This window comes from Massilia sp. BGA-UO-ETr-WB1, assembly GCF_059567845.1.
Genome location: NZ_JCAQOT010000024.1, coordinates 49,138 through 66,435 on the forward strand (window position 1 = coordinate 49,138; position 17,298 = coordinate 66,435).

At 66.4% G+C, this 17,298-nt stretch carries 17 protein-coding genes; 5 read left to right on the plus strand and 12 right to left on the minus strand.

Annotated features, from left to right (window positions below):
- Nucleotides 1–12: 12 nt before the first annotated feature.
- The gene (locus AC56DV_RS13310; protein ID WP_496314766.1) at nucleotides 13–438 is read left to right on the plus strand and encodes a DoxX family protein; all 426 of its coding nucleotides are present in this window, start codon (nucleotides 13–15) and stop codon (nucleotides 436–438) included.
- 14 nt (nucleotides 439–452) lie between these two features.
- On the opposite strand, the gene wrbA is transcribed toward AC56DV_RS13310, so the two are convergent.
- The 5 genes from wrbA to AC56DV_RS13335 form a co-directional block, all read right to left on the minus strand.
- Nucleotides 453–1,052 carry an NAD(P)H:quinone oxidoreductase gene (gene wrbA / locus AC56DV_RS13315; RefSeq protein WP_496314767.1) on the minus strand — a complete coding sequence of 200 codons (600 nt, stop codon included), beginning with the start codon at nucleotides 1,050–1,052 and terminating at the stop codon, nucleotides 453–455.
- Nucleotides 1,053–1,159: 107 nt separating this feature from the next.
- Entirely contained in the window at nucleotides 1,160–1,735 is a 576-nt protein-coding gene (locus AC56DV_RS13320) for a TMEM175 family protein (RefSeq protein WP_496314768.1), read from the minus strand.
- A gap of 50 nt (nucleotides 1,736–1,785) precedes the next feature.
- On the minus strand, nucleotides 1,786–2,205 hold the full coding sequence (locus AC56DV_RS13325) for a type II toxin-antitoxin system VapC family toxin (RefSeq protein WP_496314769.1): 420 nt from the start codon (nucleotides 2,203–2,205) through the stop codon (nucleotides 1,786–1,788).
- Nucleotides 2,205–2,441 (minus strand): type II toxin-antitoxin system Phd/YefM family antitoxin, encoded by a 237-nt coding sequence (locus AC56DV_RS13330; RefSeq protein ID WP_496314770.1) that lies wholly within the window; start codon nucleotides 2,439–2,441, stop codon nucleotides 2,205–2,207. The genes AC56DV_RS13325 and AC56DV_RS13330 overlap by 1 nt, the downstream gene beginning before the upstream one ends.
- Nucleotides 2,442–2,527: 86 nt before the next feature.
- Complete coding sequence (locus AC56DV_RS13335) at nucleotides 2,528–3,106, minus strand: NnrU family protein (protein ID WP_496314771.1); 579 nt, start codon at nucleotides 3,104–3,106, stop codon at nucleotides 2,528–2,530.
- 124 nt (nucleotides 3,107–3,230) lie between these two features.
- Here AC56DV_RS13335 and AC56DV_RS13340 point away from each other — a divergent pair, with 124 nt between their 5' ends.
- Complete coding sequence (locus tag AC56DV_RS13340; protein ID WP_496314772.1) at nucleotides 3,231–4,637, plus strand: GMC family oxidoreductase N-terminal domain-containing protein; 1,407 nt, start codon at nucleotides 3,231–3,233, stop codon at nucleotides 4,635–4,637.
- On the opposite strand, the gene AC56DV_RS13345 is transcribed toward AC56DV_RS13340, so the two are convergent.
- Together AC56DV_RS13345 and AC56DV_RS13350 are read right to left on the minus strand one after the other, a co-directional pair.
- Entirely contained in the window at nucleotides 4,612–4,818 is a 207-nt protein-coding gene (locus AC56DV_RS13345) for a SlyX family protein (protein WP_496314773.1), read from the minus strand. The genes AC56DV_RS13340 and AC56DV_RS13345 overlap by 26 nt on opposite strands.
- 18 nt (nucleotides 4,819–4,836) lie before the next feature.
- Nucleotides 4,837–6,906, minus strand: a complete 2,070-nt coding sequence (locus AC56DV_RS13350; protein ID WP_496314774.1) for a UvrD-helicase domain-containing protein — start codon at nucleotides 6,904–6,906, stop codon at nucleotides 4,837–4,839.
- Nucleotides 6,907–7,019: 113 nt separating this feature from the next.
- Between AC56DV_RS13350 and AC56DV_RS13355 the strand changes: the two genes are divergently transcribed.
- Nucleotides 7,020–7,502 carry an SRPBCC family protein gene (locus AC56DV_RS13355; protein ID WP_496314775.1) on the plus strand — a complete coding sequence of 161 codons (483 nt, stop codon included), beginning with the start codon at nucleotides 7,020–7,022 and terminating at the stop codon, nucleotides 7,500–7,502.
- 14 nt (nucleotides 7,503–7,516) lie between these two features.
- On the opposite strand, the gene AC56DV_RS13360 is transcribed toward AC56DV_RS13355, so the two are convergent.
- Complete coding sequence (locus AC56DV_RS13360) at nucleotides 7,517–8,650, minus strand: HD-GYP domain-containing protein (RefSeq protein ID WP_496314776.1); 1,134 nt, start codon at nucleotides 8,648–8,650, stop codon at nucleotides 7,517–7,519.
- Between the two features lie 77 nt (nucleotides 8,651–8,727).
- Nucleotides 8,728–10,170 (minus strand): dihydrolipoyl dehydrogenase, encoded by a 1,443-nt coding sequence (locus AC56DV_RS13365; RefSeq protein ID WP_496314777.1) that lies wholly within the window; start codon nucleotides 10,168–10,170, stop codon nucleotides 8,728–8,730.
- A gap of 125 nt (nucleotides 10,171–10,295) precedes the next feature.
- Between AC56DV_RS13365 and AC56DV_RS13370 the strand changes: the two genes are divergently transcribed.
- Nucleotides 10,296–11,195: an ArgP/LysG family DNA-binding transcriptional regulator gene (locus AC56DV_RS13370; protein ID WP_496314778.1), complete on the plus strand. Its 900-nt coding sequence runs from the start codon at nucleotides 10,296–10,298 to the stop codon at nucleotides 11,193–11,195.
- 68 nt (nucleotides 11,196–11,263) lie between these two features.
- Here AC56DV_RS13370 and AC56DV_RS13375 read toward each other — a convergent pair whose 3' ends face one another.
- The 3 genes from AC56DV_RS13375 to hemE all read right to left on the minus strand — a co-directional run bounded on the left by AC56DV_RS13375 (nucleotide 11,264) and on the right by hemE (nucleotide 15,175).
- Nucleotides 11,264–13,312, minus strand: coding sequence for a primosomal protein N' (locus tag AC56DV_RS13375; protein ID WP_496314779.1), 2,049 nt, complete (start codon nucleotides 13,310–13,312; stop codon nucleotides 11,264–11,266).
- Nucleotides 13,294–13,650: a hypothetical protein gene (locus AC56DV_RS13380; protein WP_496314780.1), complete on the minus strand. Its 357-nt coding sequence runs from the start codon at nucleotides 13,648–13,650 to the stop codon at nucleotides 13,294–13,296. Before AC56DV_RS13380 ends, AC56DV_RS13375 begins: the two co-directional genes overlap by 19 nt.
- Before the next feature lie 448 nt (nucleotides 13,651–14,098).
- Nucleotides 14,099–15,175: a uroporphyrinogen decarboxylase gene (gene hemE, locus AC56DV_RS13385; protein ID WP_496314781.1), complete on the minus strand. Its 1,077-nt coding sequence runs from the start codon at nucleotides 15,173–15,175 to the stop codon at nucleotides 14,099–14,101.
- Nucleotides 15,176–15,288: 113 nt separating this feature from the next.
- Here hemE and AC56DV_RS13390 point away from each other — a divergent pair, with 113 nt between their 5' ends.
- Nucleotides 15,289–17,292 carry a dipeptidyl-peptidase 5 gene (locus tag AC56DV_RS13390; protein WP_496314782.1) on the plus strand — a complete coding sequence of 668 codons (2,004 nt, stop codon included), beginning with the start codon at nucleotides 15,289–15,291 and terminating at the stop codon, nucleotides 17,290–17,292.
- Nucleotides 17,293–17,298 lie beyond the last annotated feature (6 nt).

A 17,298-nucleotide genomic window follows, 5' to 3' on the forward strand; every position in this document is an offset into this window, starting at 1 on the left:
AAAGGAATCGCCATGAACATCAACCACAATACTTCCGCTGTACCTGTCGTCGGCCGCATCCTGCTGGCTGCCATTTTCGTCATGAGCGGCGTCGGCAAGCTGATGGCGCCGGCCGCCACCATCGGTTACATCCAGGCCATGGGGCTGCCGCTGGCCAGCGCCGGACTGGTGGCCGCCATCGTGGTGGAACTGGGCGGCGGCCTGCTGCTGGCCCTGGGCTACAAGACCCGCCTGGTGGCGCTGGTGCTGGCCGCGTTCTCGGTAGTGACCGGCCTGGTCTTCCACAGCGCCGTCGGCGACCAGAACCAGATGATCCATTTGATGAAAAACCTGGCCATGGCCGGCGGCCTGCTGCAAGTGGTGGCCTTCGGCGCCGGCGCCTACAGCCTGGACGCCAAAGCGTCCAGGACTGCCGCCCCAGGCCGCGTAGCAGCCTGAAGCAAGCGGGACGGTCAGCCGAACAGCTTGTTGGCCGTCTTCGCGATCAACCCGCCCTGAAAGCGCGCGCCGTCCAGCTCCAGCTGGCTCGGCTGCCGCTGTCCCTGGCCGCCGGCTATGGTGGTGGCGCCATACGGGCTGCCGCCCACGATCTCATCCAGCGTCATCTGCGCCTGGTAGCTATATGGCAGCCCGACGATCGTCATGCCGAAGTGCATCAGGTTGGTAATGATGGAGAACAGCGTCACTTCCTGCCCGCCATGCTGCGTGGCGGTGGACGTAAACGCGCCGCCCACCTTGCCGTTCAGCGCGCCGCTCATCCACAGGCCGCCGGCCTGGTCCAGGAAAGCCGCCATCTGAGACGGCATGCGGCCGAAACGGGTCGGCGCGCCGACGATGATGGCGTCGTAGTTGGCCAGCTCGGCCACGGTGGCCACCGGCGCGCTTTGCTGCAGCTTGAAATGCGACTTGGTGGCCACTTCGTCCGGCACGGTTTCCGGCACGCGTTTGATGTCCACCGTGGCGCCTTCGGCGCGCGCACCGTCCGCCATAGCTTCGGCCATCGACTCGATATGGCCGTACGACGAGTAATACAGAACAAGTACCTTCGACATAGCTTTCTCCATGTGGGATGACTAATCAGGCACGCGCCAGCACAGCGTGCGCCGTTAGCATAAAGCCATTTGAAGCCGCCGGGGCGCGTTGCAGAAGGACTAGGACTTTAGGGAGAGAGCCGGGCTTCGATGCGGCGGTCGGGGATGAACCACACGATCGCCACCGCCGCGTACAGGCTCACGCTGAGCCAGGGATGCAGCGCCGCCACCGCGATGCCGAGCACATACATTGCGATCGACAGCCACAGCTTGCGCTCCTTGCCCACCGCCAGCGCCAGCGCGGAATTGGCGCCGTGCAGCCTGATCAGCACTTTCTCCAGCAGCATGTAGGCCAGCGCGCTCATGGTCAGCACCACGCCGTAGATGGCCACCGGGATGGTGCTGAAATGGTTCTCGCCCATCCAGCCGGTGACGAAGGGGATCAGCGACAGCCAGAACAGCAGGTGCAGATTGGCCCACAGCACGCTGCCGTTGACCTTGCTGACGGCGTGCATCATGTGGTGGTGGTTGTTCCAATAGATGCCGACATAGACAAAGCTCAGCACATGGCTCAGCATCACCGGCGCCAGCGGCAGCAGCGTGTCCCACGTCGCCCCATGCGGCACCTTCAGTTCCAGCACCATGATGGTGATGATGATGGCGATCACGCCATCGCTAAATGCTTCCAGCCTGCCCTTGCCCATTTGCTATCCTGACTGATTCCAAGTTGATTAAGTCGCTACGCGCTGCATTGTCACAGCAAAGTCACCGGAATGCCCAGCGTTTTGCCCGCAGCCGCCATTCCCCGGTCCAATGTGCAGACAGTCGCTCCATGCGCCGCCGCAATCGCCAGATGCAATCCATCCCCGGCCCGCAGCGACGCGCGCCAGCCTTCCAGCAATACGATGGCTTGGCGATGGTCCGCTTCGTCGATGGCCAGCCGCGTAAAGTTGGGCGCCACCAGGCGGCTGTAGGTGTCGATGACATCGCCGGCTGCAGCCATGTCCAGCTTGCCTGTCCTCAGTTTGATGCCAAGCGCCGATAACAGTTCGGCCTCGGTCCAGCTGCTGATAGCCAGTGGCGCGCCGGCGCTCAGCATGAATTGCTCCGCTGCCGCGCTGGCTGGCTCAGGCATCAGATACGCGATCAGCACGCTGGTGTCGACGTAGCGCATCAGTAGCGGTCGCTGTCCCGCAGCTTGCGCATGAATTCCCCGGCCGGCTCGGATTGCTGCGGCAACCTCGCCCGCAGTTCGGCCAGGCTGGGCATTTGTTGACGAGGCGGCGTACTGCGCACCAGCCGTGCCACGGCCTGGCCGCGCTTCGTAATGGTCACGTCCTCGCCCGCTTCGACCATCGCAATCAGGCGGCTCAACTGGGCTTTGGCCTCGGCCACTGTGAATGTATGCATGGCAACCTCATGACTATCCAGATAGTCATCTCATATTAGCAAACAACGCGTGCATGTCCCAGCCGGTCTTCGGAGAGAGGCAAGCCTTAGCCGAACGGGCGCACGCCGATCAGCGGACCGTGCAGCCAGAAAGCGAAGGCAAACCAGGCGGCGAGGCCGGCCGCCACCGTGATGGCGGTGCCGGCTGCGGTGCCGGGCGGGTAGACGGTGCCGGCGGCGCGGTCGCGGCGGCGCGAGGAGGCGAAGCAGACGATGGCCCACGCCAGGAAGGCGCCGAACAGCAGCAGGTCCGCCAGGGTGCCGTTGGCCAGCAGGTGGGCCAGCGCCCAGGTTTTCACGCCCAGCAGCATGGGGTGGCGCAGCCGCGCTTTGATGGCGTTGCGCGGCACGTAGGCAGCGGCCAGGAAGATGAAGGCGAATACGGTGAGCAGCGCGGCCAGGTGGCGCATGCCCGCCGGCGGCGTCCACAGCACCACCGGCGCCTGGCGCGCCAGGCCATAGCCCCACACCAGCAGCGCGAAGCCGGCCAGCGCCAGCGACGAGTAGAGGCCTTTCCACGCGTTCTCGCCCAGCCGCGCGCGCATGGCGCTGCGCCACGGGTCGGCCACGATGCGCACCGAGTGGATACCAAGGAAAATCAGCAAGCCCAGCACCAGGATAGTCATCGCGTCGCCCCATGTTCAAGATGGCTTGACGATAGAGCAAAATGGCCAGGGCGGCAACCGGCATGCGACGAAACGGGGCCAAAGCGGCGCTAAAACGGCGCAAGCCGCGTGCTACCATCGCCGCATGGCCAATTCTTCCCTTATCCGGTACGACGCCATCGTGGCAGGCAGCGGCCCCGGCGGCGCCAGCGTGGCGCGCGCCATGGCGCTGCGGGGCATGCGCGTGCTGATACTGGAACAGGGCAGCGCTGCGCCGCTGGCGGGCACGCTGGGCCAGATGGCGGCCATCGCGGCCATTCCCGGCAAGGGGGCCTTCATCCACAGCGACGCCTCGCTGCTGGTGCGCGGGCTGGTGGCGGGCGGCAGTTCGGCCATCAATTTCGCCACCGCCGCGCCGCCGCCGCAAGCCATGTTCGCCGCGCACGGCATCGACCTGGAACCGCAGCTGGCCGCCTTGCGCGCCGAGCTGCCGCTGGCGCCGCTGCCGGACACGCTGGTGGGCCCGATGGCGGCGCGCATCATGCAGGCGGCGCGCTCGCTGGGCCTGGACTGGCACAAACTCGACAAGATGATACGCCCGCAGACTTGCCGCAGCGGCTGCTGGCGTTGCGTGTACGGCTGCCCCTACGGCGCCAAGTGGACGGCGCGCGATTTTCTCGACCAGGCCTGCACCCATGGCGCGACGCTGGTGGACGATGCGCGTGTGACGCGGGTGCTGCTGCGCGACGGCCGCGCGGCCGGCGTGGAAGCGGTGGTGGGCGGCGAGCTGCGCACGCTGCTGGCCGGCACGGTGGTGCTGGCCAGCGGCGGCATCGGCAGCCCGCGCCTGCTGCACAGCTCGGGCCTGGCGCCGCGCAGCGCGCCTTTCTTCAGCGACCCGGTGGTGGCGGTGATGGGAAGCGTGGACGACCTGGATGCGCCCAGCGCCGGCGCCGAAGTGCCGATGGCGGCCGGCATGCATCTGCACGAAGACGGCATCGCGCTGGCCGACCTGACCTTGCCCAAGCCCATGTACCAGGCCTTCGCCCTGCAGGTGGGCCGCTTCGGCCGCGTGGCGGCGCATGCGCGCACGCTGAGCATCATGGTGAAGATACGCGACCAGATCGGCGGCGGCATCGGCCCGCACTGGGTGGACAAGCGGCTGCAGCCGGCGGACAAGGAAAAACTGAATCGGGGCGAGCACATCGCGCGCGGCATCCTAGCGGCGGCCGGCGCGAAACACGTGTTCAGGAGCTGGCACTTCGCCGCCCATCCCGGCGGCAGCGTGCGCATCGGCCAGGGCGTGGACAGCGATCTGCGCACGGCCACGCCGGGCCTGTACGTGTGCGACGCGTCGGTGCTGCCGGGGCCGTGGGGCTTGCCGCCCACGCTCACGCTGCTATGCCTGGGCCAGCGCCTGGGGCAGCATCTCGCCGGCGGCGCGGCGGCCGGCCAGCGCCAGCAAGGCATGCCGATGCTGATCGCCGCGTCCGGCCTGGCGGTGGATGCCGGCGGCGCCGGCGGTGTCAGTAGTGGGGCGGACGCTCGTTGAGCGGCCCCTGCCCGCCTTGCGGATTGTCGCGCAGGTGCTGCGCCAGGGCGTGCAGCATCTGCTCCAGCTTGTCGATCTGCTTTTGCTGCTCGTAGATGCGCTGGTTCAGCGACTCCACCAGGTCTTCCTGGTGGGCGATCTTGATTTCGATATCGACGAAACGGTCTTCGGTAGTGCTCACTTGCTTCCTTGATTAACGTTAGGCCACCGGCGTTTTCGGCGTGGCCAGCAATTCTTTCATGCGCGCCAGGCGTTCGCGCGGGCTGATGATTTCGGATTCCTTCGGCACCGCGTCGCCCACGTCGAGTTCCATCTCCTTGATAAAGCGCGACTGGTCGCAATGCACCTGCTCGCCGGCGCGCTTGCGCTTCTTGCACCAGGTGATCTGCAAGGTGCGCTTGGCGCGCGTGATGCCGACGTACATCAGGCGCCGCTCTTCCTCGATGCGCTGCGCCAGCGTTTCCACCGGCGCGTCCGGGTCGCCCTTGTGCGGCAGGATGCCTTCTTCGCAGCCGACCAGGAACACGTGCGGATACTCCAGCCCCTTCGAGGCGTGCAGGGTGGACATGCGGATCGCGTCCGGCTCTTCGTCCTTGCCTTCCAGCATGGTCATCAGGGCCACCATCTGGGTCAGCTCCAGCACGTTCTTTTCTTCGCCTTCGCGGTCTTTGCCGCCACGGCCGCGGTCCTTCAGCCAGTTGACGAATTCCATCACGTTCTGGAACTTGCCCTGCGCGGCGCGCTCTTCGAAGCTGTCGTACAGGTAAGACTCGTAGTGGATGGCTTCCATCAGGTCGTCCAGCACCTGCGCGGCGTTGTCGCCGGAGCCGGCCGCGCCGGGGCGGCTGGCGCGCGCTTCGAGGTTGTTGATGAAGTTGCAGAACTCGCGCAGCGGCAGCAGCTGGCGGTCCGGCAGCTTGGCTTCGATGCCGCCCTTGAACACCGCCTCGAACAGCGAGCACTGCCACTGGCCAGAGAACGCGCCCAGCACTTCCAGCGTGGACTGGCCGATACCCCGGCGCGGCGTGGTGACGGCGCGGATGAAGGCCGGGTCGTCGTCCTGGTTGGCCAGCAGGCGCAGGTAGGCGATGATGTCCTTGATCTCGGCCTTGTCGAAGAAACTCTGGCCGCCGGAGATCGTGTACGGGATGCGCTGGTTGCGCAGCGCCTGCTCGATGATGCGGGCCTGGTGGTTGCCCCGGTACAGGATGGCGTAATCGGTCCACTGGTTCTTGCGTTCGAAGTGGTCGGCCGAGATCATGATGGCCACCTGCTCGGCCTCCTGCTCGTCGTTCGGCATGGCGTGCACCTTGATCGGCTCGCCCAGGCCGTGCTCGGACCACAGCGATTTCTCGAACAGCTTCGGGTTGTTGCCGATCACCGCGTTGGCGGCCTGCAGGATGCGCGTGGTGGAGCGGTAGTTCTGTTCCAGCTTGATCAGCTTCAGGTCCGGGAAGTCCACCTTCAGGTTGGCCAGGTTTTCCACCGTGGCGCCGCGCCAGGCGTAGATGGCCTGGTCGTCGTCGCCCACGGCGGTGAACATGGGCTTCTTGCCGATGCCGGTGACCATCAGCTTGACCAGCTCGTACTGGCAGGTGTTGGTGTCCTGGTATTCGTCCACCAGCAGGTAGCGCAGGCGGCGCTGCCACTTGTCGCGCACGGCGCCGTTCTCGCGGAACAGTTCCACCGGCAGGCGGATCAAATCGTCGAAATCGACCGCCTGGTAGGCCGCCAGGGTGGACACGTAGCTGCCGTAGATGCGGGCCGACTGCGCCTCGTCCTCGTCCTTGGCGTTGCGCAACGCCTCGGCCGGCTCCACCAGGCCGTTTTTCCACAGCGAAATATCGTTCTGGATGCCGCGGATGATCTGCTTGTCGGTGGTGATGGCCAGGTCCTGCACCAGCGAGTAGCAGTCGTCGCTGTCCATGATGGAGAAGCGGTCCTTCAGGCCCAGGTGGTTGGCTTCCTGGCGCAGGATTTTCACGCCCAGCGAGTGGAAGGTGGATACGGTGAGCAGCTTGGCCTGGCGCGGCTGCTTGAGCAGCTTGGCGACCCGCTCCTGCATTTCCAGCGCGGCCTTGTTGGTGAAGGTCAGCGCGGCAATGGTGCGCGGGTCGTAGCCCCGGTCCTCGACCAGGTGGGTGATTTTCTGCGTGATGACGCGGGTCTTGCCCGAGCCCGCGCCGGCCAGCACCAGGCAGGGGCCGTCCAGGTAGAGCACGGCTTCGCTTTGCGGAGCGTTGAGACCGAACTGTGGTGCGTTAGACATGATTTCCAGGCGGGAGGGGCGAAACAAGCCGGTCATTGTAGCAGCGCAAGCATTGATAATTCACGCTGCGGCAGAATATAGTGTCATCAGACCTTCCCTTTTTAGGCAGCATCATGAAATTTGAACACCTGATTGAAATCAACGATCCGCTGAACCCGCTGATCGACGAATTGAGCCACGAACAGCTGTGGCGCGGCCTGGTGCTGCGCGCCGAATCGCCCAAGCTGTTCGTGCCGCACCTGGATGACTGCCAGATCGACGACCGCCGGGAAAACAGCTTCAGCCGCAAGCTGCGCTACGGCGAACTGGTGATCACCGACAAGGTGCTGCTGGACCCGATGCGCCGCGTGCGCTACGAGGTTGCACCCCAGCAAGATATCAGCGCGTCCAGCCTGACCATGACCATCGAAACGCCGCAGCCGGGCACGCTGTGGGTGCGCTTCGAGTACGACGACGGCCACGACGCGGCCACCGACCAGGCCAACGCCATGTACGACGAATTCCGCAAGTCGGCCTACCAGGAATCGGACATCGACACCATCCGCGTGCTGCGCGACCTGGCCGAGCAGGGCCGGCTCGATTCGCTGCTGAACTGAGGGGGCCGGCCCGCCTATTGCGCCGCGGCGCGGCCCCACACCTGTTCCATGCGCAAGTGCAGCCCGGCTGGCTCCAGTTCGCGCACGTCCAGCACCTCGCGGATGGAGCTGAGTTCGCTGCGCGTATCGCGCTGCAGCGGCGCCGCCAGCGGCACGCCGTCCGGCCCCAGCAGCGACGTCACCCACGGCGTGGTGGCGCTCAAGCCCTTGCGCGACACCACGCCCACTTCCCCGTTCAGCAGCCGCACGCAAGTGCCGATCGGATAAATCCCCAGTTCGCGTATCAGCACCGCAGGCAGCAGGCTGTCCAGCGTGCTGCGCGCATCGAGCAGCAGGTCGCGCAGGGCGGCGTTGGGCGTCATGCTCTTGCGGTAGCGGCGCGGCGCCAGGCGGGCGCAGTAGCGGTCCGCCAAGGCGACCAGCTTGGCCGACTCCGGCACATAGGGACCGGGCTTGCCGCCCGGATAGCCGGTGCCGTCTTCATTCTCGTGGTGCGCCAGCACGCAGGCCAGCCAGCCCGCATGCTCGATGCCGGCCTGGCGCAGCCGCACCACGCCGGCCTGCGGATGGAACTGGACCAGGCGGTGATCGGCCTCGCAGAGCGGCGCGCTGGACTGCTGCAGCCGGTCCTGCGCGCCCAGCATGCCGACGTTCATGGTCAGCGCGGCCAGGGTGACGGTCTGGATATCATCGTCCGGCTTCTTCAGGGCGTGGGCCATCAGTTGCGCCACCACCGCCGTGTCCACGCAGTGGCGCACCGAATACGGCACGCTGGAATGGCTGTGCAGGATGCCGGCCACCGCCACGTCCGCGTTCAGCTGCACAGCCGAGGCGACCAGCGCGGCGATGTCTTCCAGCATGCGCTGCGCATTGCCGAAGGGCACGCCGGTGGCGATCTGCTGCAGCACGTTCTGCAATTCCAGCTGCGCGCCGTTGAGCAGGCGCAGCGCCGACAGCGGCGCGCGCGACTGCGGCAGCGCCTCGCTCCAGTCTTCGACCACGCCGCGCTCGGTCAGGCTGTCGAGCTGGCTGCGGTTGGCGACCGGATGGCCTTTGCGCGCCATCAGGCCGCCGCCGTCCCCGTACACGTCCCAGGGCAGCAGCTGGCCGACCTGCAGTTCGCCAGGGCTGATCTTCCGAATCTTCACTGCTGGTCTCCGCCTGCTATTAACTACGTGGCGCTCATTTTACATTGTTGCCGTACATCAAGTCGGATCAAAGCAGGTCAGGTTCCTGGCGTGCAGTCCGGGCAAGGCTGCGGCGCCGGCGGCTCCTTGGCCAGCTGCTGGGCCAGGTCGCGCAGCGCGGTGCGCACGCCCTCCTCCACCACCGGGTGGTAGAAGGGCATGTCCAGCATGGCGTCCACCGTCAGCCCGGCCTGGCAGGCCCAGGACAGCAAATGGCCGAGGTGCTCGGCGCGCGGGCCTATCATCTCGGCGCCCAGGAAGCGGCCGCTGCCGAATTCGCCGTAGACCCGCAGCATACCGTGGTTTTGCAGCATCACGCGGCTGCGGCCCTGGTTGCTGAACGACACCATGCCGACCGCGAAACGACCGCTGTGGCTGGCGCACAAGGCCTGGTAGCCGGCGCCCAGCGTGGCGATCTGCGGCTCGCAGAAGGCCACCGTCAGCGGCGTGCGGCGCAGGCCGGGCTGCACGGCCGGGAAGCGCGCCGCGTTGGCGCCGGCGATCTTGCCCTGGTCGGCCGCCTCGCCCAGCAGCGGCAGTTCGTCGTCCGCGTCGCCGGCGATGAAGATGGCGCTGCTGCCGCACTGCATGGTGTGGCGGTCGTACAACGGGATGCCGCGCCGGTCCAGCGCGATCTGCGCCAACTCCAGGTTCAGCGCGTGGACGTTGGGCTTGCGGCCGATGGCCGACAGCACATACTGGTAGCGCTCCTGGCGCTCCTGGCCGGTGGCGTCGCGGCTGGTGAGCAGCAGTTCGTCGCCGTCGCGTTCGACCGCCGCCACCTGGGTCTGGAAACGGATGTCCAGCTCGGCGCCCAGCACGCGGGCGGCCTCGGCCAGCACTTGCGGGTCGCCCAGCTGCGCCACGCTGCCGCCGCGCGCGAAGATGGCCACGCGCACGCCCAGCCGGTGCAGCGCCTGGCCCAGCTCAAGGCCGATGACGCCGGTGCCCACCACCGCCACCGATGCCGGCAGGTCGGTCCAGTCGAACACCGCGTCGCTGCTGATGACGCGCTCGCCGGCCTTTTGCCATTCCTGCGGCACCATGGGGCTGGAACCGGTGGCGATGACGATGCGCTCGGCCTGCACCACGGTGTGCTCGTCCAGCTGCAGCTCGCGCGGGCCGGTGAAACGGGCGTGGCCGCGCAGCTTGTCTTCCTCGGGGATGTGCTCCATGCCTTCCAGCACGAAGCCGACAAAACGGTCGCGTTCGCTGCGCACGCGCGCCATCACGGCCTGGCCGTCGATGCGGACTTGGCCCGGATGCACGCCGAAAGCGGGCGCGGCGGCTAGCGCGTGGGCCGCCTCGGCCGCCGCGATCAGCAGCTTGCTGGGCATGCAGCCGACACGGGCGCAGGTGGTGCCGTAGGGACCGCTTTCGATCAGCACGGCCCGCTTGCCGCCGGCGCGCGCGGCGCGGTAGGCGCTCAGTCCGGCGCTGCCGGCGCCGATCACGGCCACATCGGTACGGATGGTCTTCATGTGCACACTCCAATCATTTTTATCGGGAAATACTACTCTCTTGCGAAATTTCAAGCATGAACAGGAGAAAACACATTAGTATTGCTTATCATTTTAAATTTCTATAAGCGCCGCTAATACAACTTATGGCAACTCTGGATTACAAGGCGCTGGCGGTGCTGGACGCCGTGGCCAGCCATGGCAGCTTCGAGAAGGCCGCAAGCGCGCTGGGCATCAGCCAGTCCGCCGTGTCCCAGCGCATCAAGGCGCTGGAGGACAGCAGCGGCCGCCTGCTGATCGTGCGCGGCGTGCCCTGCGTGCCCACCGGCCTGGGCCAGCGCCTGATTTCCCATCATCGCAACGTGCGGCTGATGGAAGCGTCGCTGGACATCGACCTGGGCAACCGGGTCAGCATGCCGGAAATTTCGCTCGCGGTGGACGCCGCCAGCCTGGCCACCTGGTTTCCGCTGGCCCTGCCGCCGCTGCTGACGCCGCCGCGCTGCCAGCTCGACGTGCACCAGGCCGGGCGCGAACAGGCGCTGCACATGGTGCAGGAAGGCAGCGTGTTCGGCGCCATTGCCGCGCGCAGGGACGATGGCGGCGCGGCGCCGCTGAACGGCCCCGCCAGCACGCCGCTGGGGGTGATGCGCTATGTGTGCGTGGCCACGCCGGTGTTCGCCGGCCACTGGTTCGGCGACGGCTTCTCGGCCGAAGCGGTGCAGCTGGCGCCGGCGGTGGTCAGCGAGCGGGCCGCCATGGCGCGCTTCCTGGCCGGCGCCGTGGGCCAGCAGGGCGGCTTCCCGCACCACACGCTGCCGGTGTCGCCGGCGCTGTACGAATGCATCGACGGCGGCCTGGCCTACGGCCTGCTGCCGCAGCTGCACGTGGCGGGCGCCATCGACAGCGAGCGCCTGGTCGATGTCGCGCCCGGCCGCGTGCTGGACGTGCCGCTCGACTGGCACGCGTGGAACCTCGACACCCCGTTCACGCGCGCGCTGGCCGAGCAAATCATCACCAGCGCCCGCCGCTACCTCCTACAACTATAGTCCTATCCCTACAAGCAGCCTGAGCCGCATTCGGGGTCTGACCCCGAATGCGGCTCAGGCTGCTTGGGCTAGATGTCGAGGGGGTCGACTTCTAGCGACCATTTGACGCGGGTTTTCAGGCTGCGCAGGGTGTCCATCCATTCCTTCAGGAACACTTGCAGGTTGGGGCGCGAGGCGCATTCGACCAGCAGCTGGGCGCGGTCGACGTTGTGGATGCGCGTCATCGTCATCGGTATCGGGTCGTTGATGGTGATGCCGGGGTGTAGCACGCAGTCGCGCGCGATTTCCAGGAATTCGATCGCCGTGGCCAGCTCGGGCGCTTCGGCGCGCAGCAGGGCCTGGAACAGGTAGGGCGGCAGGCCGGCCTGCTTGCGCTCGTCCAGCAGCGCGGAGGCGAAATGGTCGTAGTCGTGGTTCACCACGGCCGAGTACAGCGGATGCTGCGTGTAGCGGGTCTGGATCAGCACTTCGGCCGCGCTGCCGCCTTCGGTCTGCGCGGCGCGCCCGGCCCGGCCGGCCACCTGCATCAGCTGGGCGAACAGGCGCTCGCTGGCGCGGTAGTCCTGCGAGAACAGCGCCGTGTCCGGGTTCATGATGCCGACCAGCGTGAGCTTTTTGAAGTCGTGCCCCTTGGCCACCATCTGCGTGCCGATCAGGATGTCCACCTCGCCCCGGTGCACGGTGTCGAACGCTTCCTGCGCGCTGCCCTTCTTGCGCGTGCTGTCGGCGTCGATGCGCAGGATGCGCGCTTCGGGGAACAGCGCCTGCAAGCCCTCTTCCACCCGCTGCGTGCCGCGCCCCACCGGCTGCAGGTCGACGTTGCCGCAGGTCGGGCAATGGTGCGGGATGCGCATCTCCAGGCTGCAGTGGTGGCAGCGCAGCCGGTGCTCGGGCTTGTGCAGCACCATGAAGGAGGTGCAGCGGGTGCAGTCGCTGATCCAGCCGCACGATTCGCAGCAGATCACGGGCGCATAGCCGCGCCGGTTCAAAAACAGCAGCGACTGCTCGCCGCGTTCCATGCGCAGCTTCAGGGCGGCCACCAGGGCGCCGGTAAGGCCGTCGCGCGGCTTGTCGCGCTCCATGTCGACCAGCTTGACCGCCGGCAGCACGGCGGCCTTCACGGCGCGCTCGCGCAGCTCCAGCAGCTGGTAGCGCCCGCCCTGCGCGTGGTGCCAGCTTTCCAGCGACGGCGTGGCCGAACCGAGCACGATCGGGATCTTCAATTGCCAGGCGCGCCACACGGCCAGGTCGCGCGCGGAGTAGCGCAGGCCTTCCTGCTGCTTGTAGGACGGGTCGTGCTCCTCGTCGATGACGATCAGCTTCAGCTTCGGCAGCGAGGACAGGATGGCCAGCCGCGTGCCGAGCACGATGCGGGCCTGGCCCTGGTGCGCGGCCAGCCAGTGCAGCATGCGCTCGCCTTCGGACAGGCTGCTGTGCAAGGTGGCCAGCATCACGCCGGGGAAGCGCGCGCGGATATTGCCTTCCAGCTGGGGCGTGAGGTTGATCTCCGGCACCATGATGAGGATCTGGCCCTGCGGCTCGCGCTCCAGCACCTGGGCGCAGGCTTGCAGGTAGACCTCGGTCTTGCCGCTGCCGGTGACGCCGTACAGCAGCGCCGGCTGGTAGCCCTGCGCGCCGCCGATGAAGTCGGCCGCCGCCTGCTGCTCCGGGTTGAGCCGGGGCATGTTCAGCGGCGTGTGGTCGTGGCTGTCTTCCAGCTTGCCCAGCTTCTTGATGGCGCGGTCCAGCGCCACCGTGGTCAGCACCCGCAGGTTCTTCGGCAGGCCGGGCAGCGCCACCTCGCCCAGCGGACGCTGGTAGTAGTCGGCCGCGAAGCCGGCCAGCGCCAGCCATTGCGCGGACAGCGGCGCCAGCTGGTGGCGCACGGCCAGCGCGTCCTTGAGTTTTTCCGCCGGCACGTCGCTGTGCTCGGCCAGGCCGACGATCAGGCCCATCACTTCACGGCGCGCGAACGGCACCAGCGCCAGCTGGCCGACCTGGGGACGCGCGGCATGCGCGCCGTCCCCGCCGCCCTCGCCATCCTGGTACTGCCAGCGGTAGTCGAAGACAGCGTTCAACGGGGTGTCGAGCGCGATTTTCAGTATGCACTGCGCCATCTGGTCCTAACTTGGTCAAAAACGGCCCGAATATGCTGCAGTTTTCGGACCAGATAATCTATCCACCGGTTTGTGGATAACTTTGTGAACAACGGATACTTAATTTCAGGAAACCGATAACCGGCAGTGGGAAATTCACCTAACCGCCGTGAAGTTCGATCTTTTTTAACCTTTAAAATCAACGGCTTGCAAACCCCTTCCCAGAGGGCCGGAAAACCATACCACTTTTCCTCTTGCTGTGCATAAGTGAAGTATTTAGGGCCGACTTTTTTGCTGAAATCAAGTACTTTTTGCGGACCGGTCAGGCCGGCCGCCCCCTTGTGCAGTACAGCATGCAAGCCGCGCGCAGGGACCGGCGCATTCTACACATTCTGGCATGCTGGAGTTTGTGGAAACGCAATGTATTTGAGGCAAGAAAAACTTATCTAAATATCATGCAGCGCAACATTTCTTGCTCGGAAATCTTGGTAATGTGACTAAGTCACGGTTTACTAAGTACTTTTCGTTTTTATCCACAGTTTTTGTGGATAACTTTGTGGAGAATGCGCCGATAAGACCACTTTTGCCTTGGGATAAAGTTTACTTTGGCCTCTTGCCCCCTCTGGGACACTGAAAATAAAGTGTTTTAAATCAGTTACTTGGGAGTGGCTTCCAAGGTGGCCGAAATTCACTGCCTGTTATTTCCGCAGCAAAAAAAATTGTGCATAAGTCGCTCTGCTTTGGTGCGTGCAGACATGAAAAAAGGGCGCGCCCCGCAGGAAACGCGCCCTTTGTCATGAAACTACATCAGGCGCTGCGCAGCGTGCGGCTATGCGCATGTACAGCATCGACCATGGCGGCAACCGACTCCGGCGGCGTGAATTGCGAGATGCCATGACCCAGGTTGAACACGTGGCCGGTATCGTGCCTGCCGTAGGCGTTCAGCACCTTCACCACCTCGGCGCGGATCTGCTCCGGGCCGGCGAACAGGATGGCCGGGTCCAGGTTGCCCTGCAGCGCCACCTTATCGCCCACCAGGGCGCGGATCTTGCCCAGGTTGGCGGTCCAGTCCAGGCCGATGGCGTCGGCGCCGATGGCGGCGATTTCCTCGGCCCAGTGGCCGCCGCCCTTGGTGAAGACGATGGCGGGGATCTTCACGCCGTCCTTTTCCCGTTTCAGCAGGGAAACAACCTGCTGCATGTATTGCAGCGAGAATTCCTGGAAGGCGCCGTCGGCCAGCGCGCCGCCCCAGGAGTCGAACACCATCACGGCTTGCGCGCCGGCGTCGATCTGGGCGTTCAGGTAATCGGCCACCGACCGGGCGTTGATGCTCAGAATGCGGTGCATCAGGTCGGGACGGCCGTACAGCATTTTCTTAATGGTGTGGAACTCGCGCGAGCCCTGGCCTTCCACCATGTAGCAGGCCAGCGTCCATGGGCTGCCGGAGAAGCCGATCAGCGGCACGCGGCCATTCAGTTCGGTGCGGATCTGGGTGACGGCCTTGAACACGTAGTCCAGCGAACCCGGTTCCGGCGCGCGCAGCGCCAGCACGTCGGCCTCGGTTTTCAGCGGGCGTTCGAACTTCGGACCTTCGTTTTCCACGAAATGCAGGCCCAGGCCCATGGCGTCCGGCACGGTCAGGATGTCCGAGAACAGGATCGCCGCGTCCAGCGGGTAGCGGTCGATCGGCTGCAGCGTGACCTCGGTGGCCAGGTCGGGATTGGTGGCCAGGCCCATGAAGGAGCCGCCCTTGGCGCGCGTGGCGCGGTATTCCGGCAGGTAGCGGCCGGCCTGGCGCATCAGCCACACGGGGGTGTACTCGGTGGGCTGGCGCAGCAGCGCGCGCAGGAAGGTGTCGTTCTTCAGCGGGGCAAATTGTGGCATGGAATGCAATCAAAAAGCGAAGGAAAGGGGCTATTATCGCATCCCCTGCCGCCTTTTTTGCGCAGGCCATACGCCTGTCTGTATCATTCGGCAGATATTTACGGAGCAAAGCTATGTCCACCACGCCGCAGTCCCCTGCCAGCCCGGCGCCGTACGGCGCATGGGCGTCCCCGATCAGTGCCGCCCTGGTGGCGGCCGGCGCCACGCCGCTGTCCTCTTTGACCCTGGGCGCGGACGGCGACATCTATTGGCTGGCGGGGCGCGCCAGCGAGGCGGGGCGCCAGACCTTGCAGCGCCGCCACGGCGCGCGCACGGACGAGCTCACGCCGCTGCCGCTGAACGTGCGCACCCGCGTACACGAATACGGCGGCGGCGCCTACGCGGTGCATGGCGATACCGTCTATTTTTCGCATTTTGCCGACAACCGGCTGTATCGCCGCAGCGGCGGGGACGCTGCGTCACCCGCCGCTGAGCCCTTCACGGCGGCGGGCCGCCAGCGTTTCGCCGATTTCGTGGTGGACGCGGGGCGCGCGCGCCTGATCGCGGTGCGCGAGCTGCATGCGGACGATCCGGACTCTCACGCGCAGCCCGTCAACACGCTGTGCGCGGTGGGCCTGCCGGGCGGCGCTGCACCCGGCGCCGAGACCGTGCTGGCTTCCGGCCACGACTTCTACTCGTCGCCGCGCCTGTCGCCGGACGGCCGCATGCTGGCCTGGCTGACCTGGGACCATCCGCGCATGCCGTGGCAGGGCACCGAGCTGTGGCTGGCCGCCGTGCTGGCGGACGGCACGCTGGGCACGCCGCTGTGCATCGCGGGCGGCCCGGACGAATCCATCTGCCAGCCCGAGTGGGCGCCGGACGGGCGGCTGTACTTCGTGTCCGACCGCAGCGGCTTCTGGAACCTGTACCGCCACGGCGATGGCGGCGCGGCGCACGCGGTGTGCCCGATGGAAGCCGAATTCGGGTCGCCGCACTGGACCTTCGGCAATGCGATGTACGGCTTTGCCAGCGCCGGAGAAATCGTCTGCACCTATATCGACAAGGGCGTGAGCCGCCTGGCGCGGCTCGATATCGCCAGCGGCAGGCTGGCCGCCATCGACAATCCCTACGAGGAAATCCGCGAACTGCGCGTGTGGCCGGGCCGGGGCGCAGGCTTCCTTGCGCTGCTGGGCGGCGGTCCGACCATCCCGCTGGAGCTGGCGCGCATCGACCTGTCCAGCGGCGAACTGGAAGTGCTGGCGCATTCGATTTCCGACACGCCGGACCTGGGCTATCTGTCCGTCCCTCAAAGCATCAGCTACGCCAGCGCGGGCGGCCGCACCGCGCACGCCTTCTTCTACCCGCCAGCCAATAAAGACATGCAGGCGCAGGGCGACGGCAACCCCGGCGCAAAGCCGCCGGTCATCGTCATCAGCCACGGCGGCCCTACCGGCTTGACGGTCAATACGCTCAAGCTGGCCACGCAGTACTGGACCAGCCGCGGCTTCGGCGTGCTGGACGTGAACTACGGCGGCAGCACCGGCTTCGGCCGCGCCTACCGCGACACGCTCAAGGGCCAGTGGGGCATCGTCGACGTGGAAGACTGCATCGCCGGCGCGCAGTACCTGGTCCGGCACGGCATGGCCGACGGCGAACGCCTGATCATCCGGGGCGGCAGCGCCGGCGGCCTGACGACCTTGTGCGCCCTCACCTTCCACGACGTGTTCAAGCTCGGCGCCAGCTACTACGGCGTGTCCGACCTGAAGGGCCTGGACCAGGACTCGCACAAGTTCGAATCGCACTACAACGAATACCTGATCGCCCCGGCGCCGCATGCGGAAGCCCTGTACCAGGCGCGCTCGCCCATCAACCACACGGACCGCCTGGCGCGCCCCATGATCTTCTTCCAGGGCCTGGACGACAAGGTGGTGCCGCCGCAACAGTCCGAAGCGATGGTGCAGGCGCTGAAGGAACGCGGCGTGCCGGTGGCCTACGTGCCGCTGGAGGGCGAAGGCCACGGCTTCCGCAAGGCCGAAAACATCATCCGCACGCTGGAGGCGGAACTGGCCTTCTACCAGCGCATGTTCGGCCTGCCATCGGCCGATGCGCAAGCCGCGCTCGAGATCCACAACCTGTAAAGCACG